Consider the following 15141-nt stretch of genomic DNA (forward strand, 5'->3'; position numbering starts at 1 on the left):
CCTCTTCAATATGCCAACTCAAATGCATTCTCGATGTGCTCGATCTTGTGGGGGCCGCTCTCCGCCAGAAGGATGGCGATCACGTCAAAGCGGGCATTGGCGTCCTGTTGCCGATTCCGGGCCAGCCAGGTCAGGGCGGCCTTGGATATCTGGCGTTGTTTGAACGGGGTCACCGCCAGTTGGGGCACGCCGTAGGAAAGGTCGCGGCGGGTCTTGACCTCCACGAAGACCAGACTTTTGTCCCGCGGGTCCCGGGCCACGATATCCACCTCGCCCCCCTTGCAGCGGTAGTTGCGTTCCAGGATGCGGTAGTTGTGACCTTCGAGGAATGCGGCGGCCAGAGCCTCCCCCAGATCGCCGATACCCCTGTTGTCCGTGGGCAGAGGCCCGGTGGGCCCGGGGGAGGGGGCTTTGCCGAACCATTTCACGGCAGTTTTTCCAGGAAGCCGGCATCATCGAAACAGCCGTCGGCATTCAATCCCCTGATGCGGTAGTATTTGTCCAACTCCTCTGCAAAACGGCGCCGGTCGATGGGGGGGATATGAATGCCGTCGCCGCTCGTCCCCGGCTCGTTGAAAAAACGCTCCGGCAGGCGATCGTCCTTGCGGGAGAAGCCGTTGGCGCAGTTGTAGAAACGCTCGGTCAGGCAGATACGGCGGCCGATCTCCCGCAGCCGCTGGGGGGAATATCCGATGCCGGTGGCGGCGGTCAGCAGTTCGGCGTACTCCTCCAGGCTGGCGCCGAAGAGAGCGAACTTGCAGGCCGCCAGGGAGTCCATGGCGGCGTTGGTATCCTCGGCAATGGTGATGATACGGGCCTTGCCGGAAAACGAAAAGCGGTCGGTGGGCACCGGTTTGCGCAGGATTTCATGGGAGATGGGATAAGCCTGCAGGTGGCAGCCGCCGCGGGTACTGGTGCAGTACGCCAGCGCCATGCCGTAGGCCCCCCGTGGATCGTAGGCCGGCAGTTCCAGAGATTTGACACTCATGGAAAGTTCCGGCCTGCCCATCCGCTCCGCAAGGCGGCGCGAACCAAGCGCCAAAAGCTCGCCCTCGCCGCGGCGCAGGGCCATATCCTCCAACAAGGCGGGGATCTGTCCTGCCGTGGGGAATTCCCCCTTGATCTCGCCCCATGCAGCAATGGTGGCGGCCGCCGAGATTCCGTCCAAACCCAGGTCGTTGCAGGCTTGGTTCGCCGCAACGATGGCCTGCAGGTCGTCAACCCTGAGGAGAGCTCCGAAGTGGGAAGCGGTCTCGTATTCCGGCAGGGGGACGCCCTGTGCCGTCGTTTTTAGGCACTGGATCGGGCAGTCGTAACAACCGTTCTTCCTGGGGGCGAAGGCCTCCCTGATCGCCGGTCCGGAGTAGGCGGCCGAGCGCTCGAAGAAGGTCGTGCGGAAGTTCCCGGTGGGGGTCATACGACGCTGGGCCATGAGGTCCACCAGCACCGGCGTGCCGAACTCGGCGATCCCCAGGGGGCCGAAAATCACCGGAGAGGCGTTGAAGAGTCGCAGCACATCGCGGCGGGCCTTGTCCAGCAGGACGGGATCGGCACTCGTCGTCACGCGGTCGCCGTTGACAATCACCGCCTTGAGGTTTTTTGCCCCCATTACGGCGCCCAGACCGCCCCGGTCGGCCGAACTCCCCCCCTCCATCACGATGCTGGCAAAGGGGACGCCGTTTTCGCCGGCCGGACCGATTGCCGCCACACTACCCTGTTCTTTCAGGGCGTCCACCGTTGCAGGGATATCCCTGCCCCATAGCTGGCCGGCCGGCAGGATTGCAACCCCACTGGACCGGATTGCCAGAACGGCCGGCTCAGGGCTCCTGCCGGTCACAATAAGGGCGTCCAGTCCGGCCGCTTTCAGATGCCAGGCGAAACGGCCGCCTACGGAGCAATCGTAGATGGTGCCGGTCAAGGGGGACCGGGAGATCACCGAGAGCCGCGCGGCTGTCGGGGCAGGGGTGCCGCACAGCGGTCCGACGGCAAAGATCAACGGCATGGCCGGATCGAGCGGGGGAAGCCGAAAACGGTCGCGCATCAGGCGCACCCCCAGTCCGCGGCCCCCGAGGTACTCCTCCAATAATTGCGGGGGGATTGCCTCGCGCTGCGCCGTTCCGGCGCTCAGGTTGACCCTGAGTATGGTTCCGGTCCAACCGTTCATGGTTTCCTAAGTAGGTTGTTGAAAAACAGTCATCTCCCCGCCGTCCTCGAATGTCCTTTCGTGCGGCGTAGCGCTGCTACGCCTCCTCAGGGCATTCTGCGGGTGCGACGATCTGACTATTTTTGAACAACCTTGGTTTCTTTCAACAGGATGGTTGCCACATCCATGAGTGAGGCGGCGCGATGGTCGGCTTCTGTCAGCTCTTCCGCCCCACCGTAACCCCAGACACAGCCGATGGTGGTGACGCCGGCCTGGTGGCCGGCTTGTACGTCGTTGATACTGTCCCCTATCATGACCGCTTCATGGGGGGCGACGCCGAGGCGCTCCACCACCCGCAGCAGGGGGAGGGGGGAGGGTTTCATCTCGGCGAAGGTATCCCCGCCGCAGATGATTTCAAACTGCCGGGCGATGCCGAGCGTCTCCATGACCAGACGGCAGAGGGCCTCGTGCTTGTTGGAAATGACCGCCATGCGGATACCGCTTTCGGCCAGTTGGTGCAGCGCCTCCCGAACGCCGGGATAGAGCGCGCTTTTATCCGCGATATGGCTGCTATTGTAGGCTACGAACAGATCGAGCGCCCGCGTAATATCGTCCTGGGATTCGGCGCCGAGTGCCCGTCGGACCAGATTCCGGGCTCCTTTGCCCACCAGTTTGCGTACCGAGGGGGCCGCCAGGGAGGGACGGCTGAAGCCGGCCAGCATATGGTTGACGGCATCGGTTATGTCGCCCAGCGAATCCACCAGGGTGCCGTCCAGGTCAAAGAGGGCAGCGCGTACGGTCATGCCTTTTTGGCCTTGGCAGGTTTTTCCGTACTCGGCAGGACGATTACCGGTGGCGTCGCCGGGCGGTAGAGCAGGAACGTCTTGCCCAATATCTGGGCAATGTCGGCATTGCATGACCCGGCCAGGGTTTCGGCAGCCTCGTTCTTGTCCAGCAGGCAACTTTCCAGCAGTTTGACCTTGATCAGTTCATGGCAGTCCAAAGCGGCATTGGCCTCCTTGATCAATGCCTCTTCGATCTCTTTTTTGCCGATGTGGATGACCGGCTTGAGGCTGTGCCCGAGGGCGCGCAGGTGGCGTTTTTGTTTTCCCGACAACATGCATAATCTCCTTCATTTTTGCCGAATTCATGGCTGATATATCGTGTATAACATAACCACCCCGATGCTGGCAAACTTCAATCTGGGGCCGGTATTCCCGCCGGGAGATCAGGGGCGAGTGTCACGGTCGTGTATCGGTAATTTGAAAAAAAATATACATCTTTCGGTTTCTGTGATATTAAAGCACAATTTAACTGACAAATGCCCTCGGCATTGCCTTTATTGCGATCACCAGGAGCTTTGTGAATGAATTCAAGTAAATATCCGATTTCAACGGCACTGACATCGTTCAATTTGGAAACGGCTGCACCAACTGCACCAGCTCTCGATCCCCCTAAAAAAACGGTTGCCAAGGTACACCACCTGCCACCTTCCATCTGGAAGAAGATGGTGGGCGACGCAAAAAGTCCGCTTGACAAGGCCATCGAGCGGACCCGCGATTTCTTTTTCCGGGAGCAATTGCCGGACGGCTATTGGTGGGCTGAACTGGAGTCCAACGTCACCATCACGTCGGAATACGTTATGCTGTTCCATTTTCTCGGGATGGTGGACAAGGTGCGCGAGCGGAAGATGGCCCGCTACATCCTCAGCAAACAGACCGAGGAGGGCTATTGGGCCATCTGGCATACCGGCCCCGGCGACCTCTCGACCACTATCGAGGCCTATTTCGCCCTCAAGCTGGCAGGCTACCCGGCGGACCATCCGGCCATGCGCAAGGCGCGGGAATTCATTCTGGCCAACGGCGGCATCATCAAGGCGCGCGTTTTTACCAAGATATTCCTGGCGCTGTTCGGCGAGTTCTCCTGGCTCGGCGTCCCGTCCATGCCGATTGAACTGATGCTTTTGCCCAACTGGGCCTATTTCAACGTCTATGAGCTCTCCAGCTGGGCCCGGGGGACCATCATCCCGCTTTCGGTGGTGATGGCCGAACGCCCGGTGCGCAAGCTCCCTCCCTGGGCGCGGGTGAAGGAGCTTTACGTCCGCCCGCTGCGGCCGACCGACTATACCTTTACCAAGGAAGACGGCATCCTCACCTGGAAAAACTTCTTCATCGGTGTGGACCACCTGTGCAAGGTGTACGAGTCCAGTCCCATCCGGCCGTTCAAGAAGAAGGCCACGTCCGTTGCCGAACAGTGGATACTTGACCACCAGGAGCCGACCGGCGATTGGGGCGGCATCCAGCCGGCCATGCTCAACTCGATCCTGGCCCTGCATTGTCTCGGCTATGCAAACGACCATCCCGCCGTTGTCAAGGGGCTGGAGGCGCTGGCCAATTTCTGTATCGAGGATGAAGAAGGCTTAGTGTTGCAATCGTGCATATCGCCGGTATGGGACACAGCCCTGGCGCTCGTCGCCATGCAGGAGGCCGGGGTCCCTGCCGACCATCCGGCGCTGGTCAAAGCGGCCCAATGGCTGCTGGACCTGGAGGTGCGTCGCAAAGGGGACTGGCAGATCAAGGCTCCGGAACTGGAGCCGGGCGGATGGGCCTTCGAGTTCCTCAACGACTGGTACCCCGATGTGGACGACTCCGGTTTCGTCATGTTGTCCATCAAGGATATCAAGGTACGGGATCGCAAACACAAGGAACAGGCCATCAAACGCGGTATCTCCTGGTGCATGGGGATGCAGAGCCAAAACGGCGGCTGGGGCGCTTTCGACAAGGACAATACCAAATACCTGTTGAACAAGCTCCCCTTTGCCGACCTGGAAGCCCTGATCGATCCGCCGACGGCCGACCTGACCGGCCGCATGCTGGAGTTGATGGGTAACTTCAATTATTCCAAAAGCCATCCGGCGGCCGAGCATGCCCTTGAATTCCTGCAGAAGGAACAGGAACCGGAAGGCCCGTGGTGGGGCCGTTGGGGGGTCAACTATATCTACGGCACCTGGTCGGTCTTGTGCGGATTGCAGGCCATCGGCGAGGACATGTCCCAGCCTTACGTCAAAAAGGCGGTCAACTGGTTTAAATCCAAGCAGAATATGGACGGCGGTTGGGGAGAGGTCTGTGAGTCCTACTTCGACCGCTCGTTGATGGGCAGCGGGCCGAGCACCCCCTCTCAGACCGGGTGGGCGCTGCTGGCGCTCATGGCGGCCGGCGAGGTGCAGTCCAAGACCGTGGCCCGCGGCATCGACTACCTGCTGAACAGCCAAAAACAGGACGGAACCTGGGATGAGGATGCCTTCACCGGCACCGGGTTTCCCAAGTTTTTCATGATCAAGTACCACATCTACCGCAACTGTTTCCCGCTGACAGCGCTGGGCAAGTACCGTCGCCTGCTCGCAGAAAGCGGAGAGAAAAAATAGCGCCGCCCAGGCGGCAATGACATTTCGTTTCGCTGGGAAGCCCCGAGTTTGCCATATTCCGGGGCTTTCCCCATTTATGAAGAGGCGGCCGTAAGCTGCTGTAACGGGCTGTTTCGACACGGCATCAGTGGAAAATGAGTGGCTATGAAGACATTTATCACCGGCGCGACCGGTTTTATCGGCGCAAGCATTGCCAGGGAGTTGCTGAAAGACGGCCGTGAGGTGCGCGCCCTTGTGAGGGCCGGGTCGGATACCTCCAACCTGGCGGGGCTGGACATCGAGTTGTGGCAAGGGGACCTGCAGGACCCCGAAAGCCTGCGGCAAGGATTGAAGGGATGTGATACGCTCTATCACGCCGCCGCCGATTACCGCCTCTGGACCCGCGACCCCCGGCAGATGTACCGCATCAACGTCGAAGGCACGAAAGCCGTACTGGAGGCTGCCTTGGAAAACGGCCTCGCGCGGGTGGTCTATACCAGCAGCGTGGGGACGCTCGGAAACCCCGGCAACGGCACACCGGGCGCCGAAGATACGCCGGTGACCCTGGCCGACATGGTGGGGCATTATAAAAAAAGCAAATTCCTGGCGGAACGGGAGGCGGAGCGGTTCGTCAGCCGCGGCCTGCACCTGGTGATCGTCAATCCATCAACGCCGGTCGGGCCCCTCGATATCAAGCCGACCCCCACGGGCAAGATCATCGTCGATTTTCTCAACCGCAAGATGCCGGCCTATCTGGACACGGGGCTCAACATCATCGCCGTCGAAGATTGTGCCCGTGGCCACATCCTGGCGGAACAGAAGGGGCGTGTGGGTGAGAAGTACATCCTGGGCAACGCCAACCTGACCCTGCGTGACATCTTTGGTCTGCTGGAGGAGATCACCGGTCTGGCGGCACCCCGGGTGCGACTGCCCTACACGCCGATCCTGCTGGCGGCCTACGTCAACGAAGCCATTGCCCGTATTACCGGCAGAGAGCCGCTGATACCTCTGGCGGGTGTGCAGATGGCGGCGAAGTTCATGTTTTTCGATTCAACGAAGGCGGTACGGGAGCTGGGGTTGCCCCAGACACCGGTAAATGATGCGCTGCAACGCGCCGTAGCGTGGTTCAAGGGCAACGGTTATGTGGAAAACAAGTAACCGCCGCTGCCCTGCACAGTGATTTTTCGATGGAGAAACGATCATGTACACATACCTCGACAAGATAAACTCTCCGGCTGATCTGAAAAAACTCAAGCCCGAACAGCTGCCGGCCCTGGCTGAGGAGGTGCGCCGTTTCCTGCTGGAAACGGTCTCGACCACCGGCGGCCACCTGGGCTCGAATCTGGGGGCGGTGGAGTTGACTATTGCCCTGCACTACTGCTTCGACTCCCCCCAGGATAAAATCGTCTGGGATGTGGGGCACCAGGCCTATACCCACAAGATTCTCACCGGGCGGCGTGAACGTTTCCCCACCCAGCGTCAGTACAAGGGGCTTTCCGGGTTTCCCAAACGCTGTGAATCGGAGCACGACGCCTTTGGCGTGGGGCACTCGTCCACCTCCATCTCGGCCGGTCTCGGCATGGCGGTGGCCTGTGACCTGGAAGGCACCAAAAATCATGCCATCGCCGTTATCGGGGACGGTTCCCTGACCGGCGGCATGGCCTTTGAAGCACTCAACCAGGCCGGGCACCTCAAAAAAAATCTCGTGGTGGTGCTGAACGACAACGAGATGTCGATTTCCAAGAATGTGGGCGCCTTTTCGTCGTTCATCTCCCGCAAGATGACCGGCCGGTACTTCCGCGACCTGAAAAAAGAGATGCAGGGTCTGCTGCGGAATATCCCCGCCATCGGCACGGATATCCTCCACTTTGCCCGGCGGGCGGAAAACTCTCTGAAAGGCTTTCTCACCCCCGGTTCGCTCTTCGAAGCCCTGGGGTTCGACTATCTGGGCCCCCTGGACGGTCACGATCTGCCGCAACTGGTCGAGGTGTTCAATAATATCAGCCAACTGGACGGCCCGCTCTTGGTGCATGTCATGACCACCAAGGGAAAAGGGTACAAGCCGGCTGAGGAAACCCCCTCCAAGTACCATGGAGTGGGCGTTTTTGACGTGGCCACCGGCAAAGGCGCCCCCAAGGCGGGCAGCAAGTCGTACACCGACGTCTTCGGCGAAACCATCGTGCAATTGGCCGAGCAGGATCCCAAGATCGTGGCCATCACGGCGGCCATGCCGGACGGGACCGGGCTCAACCGTTTCGCCGAGCGTTTTCCAAAGCGGTTCTTCGATGTGGGGATCGCCGAACAGCACGGCATGGCCTTTGCCGCCGGCCTTGCCGCCGACGGTTTCCGTCCGGTGACCGCCATCTATTCAACCTTCGTGCAGCGTGCCTACGACCAGGTTTTTCACGACATCTGCCTGCAAAATCTGCCGGTGACCATTGCCATGGATCGCGCCGGTCTGGTGGGCGACGACGGCCCGACCCACCACGGCGTCTTCGACCTCTCCTATCTGCGCCATCTGCCCGGCATGACGCTCATGGCCCCTAAGGACGAGAACGAGTTGCGTCATATGCTCAAGACCGCCGTCTACTCCGGCGCGCCCATGGCCATGCGCTATCCGCGCGGGGCGGGTTACGGCGTGGAGATGGACAGCGAGCTGAAATCCCTGGAGATCGGCAAGGGGGAACTGCTTGTGGAAGGGAACGACGTATGCATCGTCGCCATCGGCTCCACCGTCTATCCGGCCCTGCAGGCCGCCGAGGCCCTGAAGGGTCGGGGCATATCGGCAGGCGTGATCAACGCCCGCTTCGTCAAACCGCTGGATGCGAACCTGATCCTGTCAGCCGCCGGACAGACCGGCCGCATCGTCACCGTCGAAGAGAACGCTCTGCAAGGCGGCTTCGGCAGCGCCGTATTGGAGTTGCTCTTTGATAATGGCCGGCAGGATGTTAAAATCAAGCGGCTCGGCATCCCGGACCACTATGTGGAGCATGGCAGTCAGGCCCAACTGCGCAAGGATCTGGGCATCGACGCCGAAGGGATTGCCGCTGCCGTGGAAGGTTTTGTGAAATCGTAGGGCACCTGAAACATGAGTACACATCAGTCTCTGTGGCAGATTTTTGTAGTAACAAATCGAAAGGATTAAAAAATGCGTTTTCCGATGCGCCTCAACTACGACCTGACCAAGTATATCGTCAGCAACAAGCTCAACAAGGTGGAAAAATACCCCCTCGTCCTCATGCTTGAGCCGACCCATCTCTGTAACCTGGCCTGTTCCGGCTGCGGCCGCATCCGGGAATACGCCGACACCATCCAGGAGATGATGAGCCTGGAGGATTGTCTGAAATCGGTGGACGAATGCCCCGCGCCGGTCGTCACCATCACCGGCGGCGAGCCGTTCCTCTATCCGCCCGTCTATGACCTGATCCGTGGCGTGCTCGACCGGGGCAAGCACATCTATCTCTGCACCAACGGCATCCTTTTGGAAAAGGCGCTGGACAACATGAAGCCCCATCCCAATTTCACCCTCAACGTCCACATGGACGGCCTCGAGGAGACCCACGACCGTATCCTGGAGCGCAAGGGCGCTTTCAAGATAGCCATGGAAGGGATCAAAAAGGCCAAGAAGCTGGGGTTCCGTGTCTGCACCAACACGACCATCTTCAAGGAAACCAACCTGCTGGAGATCGAGATGCTCTTTACCCACCTGGAGGAGATCGGGGTGGACGGCCTGCTGGTGGCACCCGGTTTCGGCTACGAGGCGGTGGGGGAAAAACTGTTCCTGGAGCGGCGTGATATCGAAAAGAAATTCGCCGAGGTCTATGAGATGAGCAAGAAGCATCGCTTCTTCTCAACCCCCATGTACCTCCGTTTCCTCAAGGGAGAAAAGAAGCTGGAGTGCACCCCGTGGGGCAATCCCACCCGCAACCCGCGCGGCTGGAAGGCCCCCTGTTACCTGATTACCGATGCCCATTATCCGACCTTCAGGGAGATGATGGAAAAAACCGATTGGAGCAAGTACGGCGTCGGCAAGGACCCCCGGTGCGCCCAGTGCATGATGCATTGCGGCTTTGAGCCGACGGTTGTCGGAGAGATCGGCAAGAGCTTTAAAGATATTCTCGAAATGATGATCTGGAATTTTACCTGAGGTAACTGCTGCTCCGATGGAATTTGGCCCTGTCGCATAGTACCATAGCATTTGAGTCGGGCCGGCACGCAAAAGCCCCTTTCCCGTTTAATCGGGAAAGGGGCTTTTGCGTGCCGCATTTCATGCCATCGTTCCTATGGTTTTGCGAAAACGCACCAGAGACAGGGCGAACAGGGCCGTCCCGATCAGGGCGAGGGAGACGAACTGCGGCCAGACGACTGCAAAGCCTGCACCGCGGTACAGGATGGCCTGGGCGAGCATGACAAAATGGGTGTTGGGCGCCGCCAGCATCGCGACCCCGATAAACTCCGGCATACTTTCCCGTGGCGTCATGCTGCCCGAGAGGATTTCCATGGGCAACAACACCAGCATCAGCAGCAGACCGAGCTGGGGCATGGAGCGTGCGATGGTGCCGAGGAAGATGCCGAGCGATGTGGTGGCGAACAGGTGCAGGGCGGTGCCGACCAGGAACAGGACGATGGAACCTTCGATGGGAACCGAGAGAACCCCCTGGACGACGATGGCCAGGGAGCAGGCCGATGCGGCCAGTACCACTAGGGCCATGGCCCACACCTTGCTGGTCATGATCTCGAATGGGGTCACCGGCATCACCAACAGGTGTTCCACCGTGCCGTGTTCCCGTTCGCGAATCAGCGCCGCTCCGGTGAGCACGATGGAGAGTATGGTGATGTTGTTGATGACCTCCATGACGGCGCTGAACCAGGATTTGTTCAACTGAGGATTGAAGCGCACCCTCAGGGCAAGGTCAACCGTCGGCGTGGTGTTCGACCGGTATCCTTGCAGGAATGCGCTCACCTCGCTGCTGAGCATGGCCTGGATGTAGCCGCTGCCGGAGAAGGCCTGGCTCATCCTTGTGGCATCGACGTTGAGCTGGATGACGGGACTACGCCCGGCCAGTACGTCGCGTTGGAAACCGGGAGGGATGTTGAGGGCGAAGGTGTCGAGGCCTGCATCCATGCGGGCATCCATCTCGGTTTGAGAGATCAGCACCGGCGGCATGAAGAGCGGCGGGAAGAAGGCGTCGGCGATGCGGGTGGAGAGTTGGGACCGGTCCTCGTCCACGATGGCGATGGGGGCCTTGTGCAGGGTTTCGGGAGCGGCTGTTGCCGCCGTGTAGATGGCGAAGGTAAAACTGTAGACGATCAGGACCACCATGATCGGGTCGCGCAGCAGGCTGCGTAGCTCCTTGACGCCCAGGTGCAGGATATTGGCGGCGCGCATGGTCAGCGCTCCTGTTTCTTGAGCAGGGCGGCCCCCAGGCAGATGAGCAGGGGGACCGCGAGGAACAGGGGGATAAAGGATGCTTGGAGGTCGGTGAAGCCGAGACCTTTGGAAAAGGTGCCCCGGGCGATGGTCAGGAAATGGGTGGTCGGATAGGCCTTGCCGATCAAGGCGCCGGCCCCTTCCAGAGAGGAGACCGGGTCGATCATCCCCGAGAACTGGACCGCCGGCAGGATGGTCAGTACCGCCGTACCGAACAGGGCGGCGGTCTGACTGCGCATGAAGGCCGAGACCACCAGCCCGAAGGAGGTGGCCGCGATCACGTACAGCAGCGCCGCCACCGCCAGGGCCATGAAACTCCCTTTGACCGGTACCCCGAACAGGACTACCGCCAGGCCGACCAGCAACAGAAAATTAAGCATGGCCAGGGCGACGTAGGGAATCTGCTTGCCCACCAGGAACTCCAACCGGGTGACCGGGGTGACGTACAGGTTGACGATGGACCCCAACTCCTTCTCCCGCACCACCGACAGCGCGGTCAGCATGGCGGGGATCAGCATCAGGAGCAGCGGGATCACCGCCGGCACCATGGCCACCAGGCTCTTGACATCAGGGTTATAGCGAAAGCGGGTCTCGATGCTTGCCGCCTCCGCCACCTCGCCAACGGTTTGCCGCGCCAGGGTTGCCAGCCAGTGGGCGTGCATCCCCTGCACATAGCCGCGCACCGTTTCGGCCCGCGCGGGCATGGCACCGTCGATCCAGGCCCCCACGCTGACCCGGGTGCCGCGGCGCAGGTCGCGGGCAAACCCGGGCGGAATCTCGATCGCCAGGGTGATCTCCCCGGCGCGCATGCGCCGGTCCAGGTCGGCGTAGTCCTTGATGGGGGGGCGAACGCTGAAGTAGCGGGACCCGGCGAGATTGAGCAGATAGTCGCGACTGATGGCGGTCTGGTCGCGGTCGAGGGCCGCAAAGGAGAGGTTCTCCACATCCAGGGTAATGCCGTACCCCATGACGAACATCAGGATGGCGCTCCCCACCATGGCAAGGGTCAGGCGGATCGGGTCGCGGCGCAGTTCCAGGGTCTCCCGGCGGGTGTAGCTGAACAGGCGCCGCAGGCTGAAGAGGCCTGAGCCTGCCCCGGAGCCGACCGCGTGCGGTTCGTGGCGGAGAGGGGAGGCGGTAGGCTCCGAAACCGCGGGATCGCTCCCCGCTGTGCCGGCCGCCTCCTCCAGATGGCTGATGAACGCCTCCTCCAGGGTGGCGGCCCCGCGGGCCGCGATCAGCGCCGCCGGGGCAGCGCTGGCCAGTACCCGGCCCGCGTGCATCAGCGAGATCCGGTCACAGCGTTCGGCCTCGTTCATGAAGTGGGTTGAGATGAAGATGGTCACCTTGTCCCGGCGCGCCAGATCGATCATGATCTGCCAGAAGCCATCCCGTGCCACCGGGTCCACCCCGGAGGTCGGTTCGTCCAGGATCAGCATCTCCGGGCCGTGGATCATGGCCACCGCCAATGACAGGCGCTGGCGCTGCCCCAGGGGCAGCGCGTCCGGGAGACTGCACATGACCTCATTCAGGCCGAAACGCTGCGCCATCTCCAGCACCCGCCCCGGAATCCGCTCCCGTGGCATCCCGAACAGGCGCGCATGGAGCACCAGGTTCTGGCGGACCGTCAATTCGCTGTAGAGGGAGAAGGACTGGGACATGTAGCCGACGCGGCGCCGGGTGTCCAGGTCGTGCGGGTCCACGGGGCGGCCAAACAGCCGGGCCTCTCCTTCGCTGGCCGCCAGCAGGCCGGTCAGCATCTTCATGGTGGTGGTCTTGCCGCAGCCGTTGGACCCCAGGAAACCGAAGATCTCGCCTTTCCCGATGCGGAAGGTCACGTGGTCCACGGCAATGAAATCGCCGAAGCGCATGGTCAGGTCGTGGGCCTCGATGGCCGCCTCCCCGTTGGGGTCGGTTTCGCGGGGGGGGATGTGGACCGGTTGGTAGCCCTCCCGCTGTGACTCGGGGAGCAGGACAATGAACGCCTCCTCCAGGGAGGCGGTGCCGGTCTGCCCCAGGAGGTCACGGGGGGTGCCGGTCGCCAGTATGCCCCCGGCATTCATGGCCACCAGCCAGTCGAAGCGCGCGGCCTCCTCCATGTAGGCGGTGGCGATCAGCACGCTCATGCCGGCACGGTCGCCCCGGATGCGGTCGATGAGCTCCCAGAACTGCCGGCGCGACAACGGATCTACGCCGGTGGTCGGCTCGTCCAGGATCAACAGGTCAGGGTCGTGGATCAAGGCACAACAGAGGCCCAGCTTCTGCTTCATCCCTCCGGAGAACTTGCCGGCGGGCCGGCCGGCGAAGGGGGCCAGCCCGGTGGCGGTCAGCAGTTCGGCGATGCGGCGCTCACGTTCATGCCGGTCATGGCCGAACAGGCGGGCGAAAAAGTCCACATTCTCGAATACCGACAGGGTCGGGTAGAGGTTCTTGCCCAGCCCTTGGGGCATGTAAGCCACTCGAGGGCAGACGGCACGGCGGTGACGCCGGTCGGCCATGCTGCCGCCCAATACCTCGACCTGGCCGGACTGGATGGCCCGGGAACCGGCGATCAGGGAGAACAGGCTCGACTTGCCCACTCCGTCCGGCCCGATGACGCCGACCATGCGGCCGGGGGGGATCTCCAGGTTGATCGCGTCAAGGGCCCGGGTTCTGCCGTAGCGGAGGTTGACCTCCTTCAGCCGGGCCACGGGTGGGGGCTCGAAGGGGCCGGGGGCGGTCGTTGCGGTGTGCCCGCTCATTGGGGCAGCCGTACCTGTAGGCGGCTCGGCCACGGTTCGGCGGGATTCAGGCGCACATAGGCCATGCCGGGCAGCCCGGTCTTGACGTGGGTGATATGTTTCTTGAGCAGGTCCACGGGGATCTGGGCCCGGATGCGGAACATCAGCTTCTCCCTCTCGCTGGCCGTCTCCACGGTTTTGGGGGTGAATTGGGCCACATCGGCCACGAACGACACCCGGGACGGAATCACGTACTGGGGGGCGGCGTCGAGGACGAGCCGCACCTCGGTGCCGAGCGCCACCCGCCCCGCCGCGACCGTGGGGAGGAAAAAGGTCATGTACACATCGCTCAGGTCCACCAGACTCAAGACCCGGCCGCCGGCACTGACCACCTCGCCGGGTTGGGCGACCCGGTACTGCACCCGGCCGTCCCGGGGGGAGGCGAGGGCACAGTCGCTGATGTCCGCCAGGATGCGCTCCACAGCCGCCTGGGCCGCATCGGCCGCCGACCGGGCCCCGGCGATCTGGGCACGGGCCGTGACGATGGTTGCCTCGGCGGCGGCAACCTGGGCGTGGGCCGAACTTACGGCGGCTGCGGCGCTCTGGAGTTGGGCGTTGTCGTCATCGGCGGTCTGTTGCGACACCGCTCCTCCCTTGACCAGGATGGTCGAACGGTCCCAATGCTTTTGTGCGCTGTCCAACTCGGCCTCGCGTTGCCTCACCAGCGCCCGTGCCGCCGTTTTTTCGCTTGCCCGCTGGGCCAGTTGACTGCGTGCGGTGGCGACCGCGCTTTGGGCCTGTTGCAATTCTGCCCTGGCCTGGCGGAGTTGGGCATCCAGAACCTGGGTATCCATGATCGCTACCACCTGTCCGGCGGCAACCAGGTCCCCTTCGCGTACCAGGATATCCTTCACCCGACCCGCCGACTTGGCGGCAACGTCGATCTCCACCGCCTCGATGCGGCCGTTGCCGCTGGCCAGACCGTCGTCCTTGCTGTTATGGGCGAACCTCTGCCAGCCGACCGCGCCCAGGATCGCCACGATCAACAGGCCGGCGGTTCTGAACAACCATTTCTTCCATTGTTCGCTCATGGCCTCCCTCCGGTGGCTCAGAACGTATAGCAGGTAAGCAGGTGGATGCGGTTGACGGGGCAGTCCCGTGCCGGCTGATAGTATGCCGCCGCCGTGATGAAAATCGCTATGGCCCCATAGATGGCCATCCCGGATAAAATTATATCACTTTCCCGGGTTTCGGCTTGGCGCAATGGTGAGGGGCTCCCGGAAAAGTCATGTGAACCAACCGCACGGGATGACCGGGAAGCCTTTGGCATCGGCGTGACATTTTTCCCGTATCGGGTATAAATAAAATAAAAAAGTCCTTGACGTCCGGGTATATTTATTTTATCTATAGTTCAACTAGACATGATATCGAAAAAGACCAAATA

Annotated in this window: 11 protein-coding genes; 4 read left to right on the top strand and 7 right to left on the bottom strand. The window is 61.8% G+C overall.

Going from position 1 to position 15141, the window contains the following annotated elements; translation table 11 throughout:
• Positions 1 to 5: 5 nt before the first annotated feature.
• The 4 genes from ET418_RS17410 to yhbY all read right to left on the bottom strand — a co-directional run bounded on the left by ET418_RS17410 (position 6) and on the right by yhbY (position 3263).
• Positions 6 to 383, bottom strand: a complete 378-nt coding sequence (locus ET418_RS17410) for a YraN family protein (protein WP_149309845.1) — start codon at positions 381 to 383, stop codon at positions 6 to 8.
• Between the two features lie 41 nt (positions 384 to 424).
• Positions 425 to 2164: an aldehyde ferredoxin oxidoreductase family protein gene (locus tag ET418_RS17415; RefSeq protein WP_149309812.1), complete on the bottom strand. Its 1740-nt coding sequence runs from the start codon at positions 2162 to 2164 to the stop codon at positions 425 to 427.
• Between the two features lie 116 nt (positions 2165 to 2280).
• The gene (locus tag ET418_RS17420) at positions 2281 to 2946 is read right to left on the bottom strand and encodes an HAD family hydrolase (protein ID WP_149309814.1); all 666 of its coding nucleotides are present in this window, start codon (positions 2944 to 2946) and stop codon (positions 2281 to 2283) included.
• On the bottom strand, positions 2943 to 3263 hold the full coding sequence (yhbY, locus tag ET418_RS17425; protein ID WP_149309816.1) for a ribosome assembly RNA-binding protein YhbY: 321 nt from the start codon (positions 3261 to 3263) through the stop codon (positions 2943 to 2945). Before yhbY ends, ET418_RS17420 begins: the two co-directional genes overlap by 4 nt.
• A gap of 246 nt (positions 3264 to 3509) precedes the next feature.
• Between yhbY and shc the strand changes: the two genes are divergently transcribed.
• The 4 genes from shc to hpnH all read left to right on the top strand — a co-directional run bounded on the left by shc (position 3510) and on the right by hpnH (position 9693).
• Positions 3510 to 5567 (top strand): squalene--hopene cyclase, encoded by a 2058-nt coding sequence (gene shc, locus ET418_RS17430; protein ID WP_149309818.1) that lies wholly within the window; start codon positions 3510 to 3512, stop codon positions 5565 to 5567.
• Between the two features lie 144 nt (positions 5568 to 5711).
• Entirely contained in the window at positions 5712 to 6704 is a 993-nt protein-coding gene (gene hpnA, locus ET418_RS17435) for a hopanoid-associated sugar epimerase (RefSeq protein WP_149309820.1), read from the top strand.
• A gap of 43 nt (positions 6705 to 6747) precedes the next feature.
• On the top strand, positions 6748 to 8622 hold the full coding sequence (dxs, locus tag ET418_RS17440; protein ID WP_149309822.1) for a 1-deoxy-D-xylulose-5-phosphate synthase: 1875 nt from the start codon (positions 6748 to 6750) through the stop codon (positions 8620 to 8622).
• A gap of 72 nt (positions 8623 to 8694) precedes the next feature.
• Positions 8695 to 9693 (top strand): adenosyl-hopene transferase HpnH, encoded by a 999-nt coding sequence (hpnH, locus tag ET418_RS17445; RefSeq protein WP_149309824.1) that lies wholly within the window; start codon positions 8695 to 8697, stop codon positions 9691 to 9693.
• 120 nt (positions 9694 to 9813) lie between these two features.
• Here the strand turns inward: hpnH and ET418_RS17450 are convergent, their stop codons facing one another.
• From ET418_RS17450 to ET418_RS17460, 3 genes are read right to left on the bottom strand one after another with little or no spacing between them, the layout of a single operon-like run.
• Positions 9814 to 10935 (bottom strand): ABC transporter permease, encoded by a 1122-nt coding sequence (locus tag ET418_RS17450; protein ID WP_149309826.1) that lies wholly within the window; start codon positions 10933 to 10935, stop codon positions 9814 to 9816.
• A gap of 2 nt (positions 10936 to 10937) precedes the next feature.
• Positions 10938 to 13718, bottom strand: a complete 2781-nt coding sequence (rbbA, locus tag ET418_RS17455) for a ribosome-associated ATPase/putative transporter RbbA (RefSeq protein ID WP_149309828.1) — start codon at positions 13716 to 13718, stop codon at positions 10938 to 10940.
• On the bottom strand, positions 13715 to 14788 hold the full coding sequence (locus ET418_RS17460) for an HlyD family secretion protein (protein ID WP_149309830.1): 1074 nt from the start codon (positions 14786 to 14788) through the stop codon (positions 13715 to 13717). Before ET418_RS17460 ends, rbbA begins: the two co-directional genes overlap by 4 nt.
• Between the last annotated feature and the right edge of the window lie 353 nt (positions 14789 to 15141).

Source organism: Oryzomonas rubra (genome assembly GCF_008369015.1).
Taxonomy (GTDB): Bacteria; Desulfobacterota; Desulfuromonadia; order Geobacterales; family Pseudopelobacteraceae; genus Oryzomonas; species Oryzomonas japonica.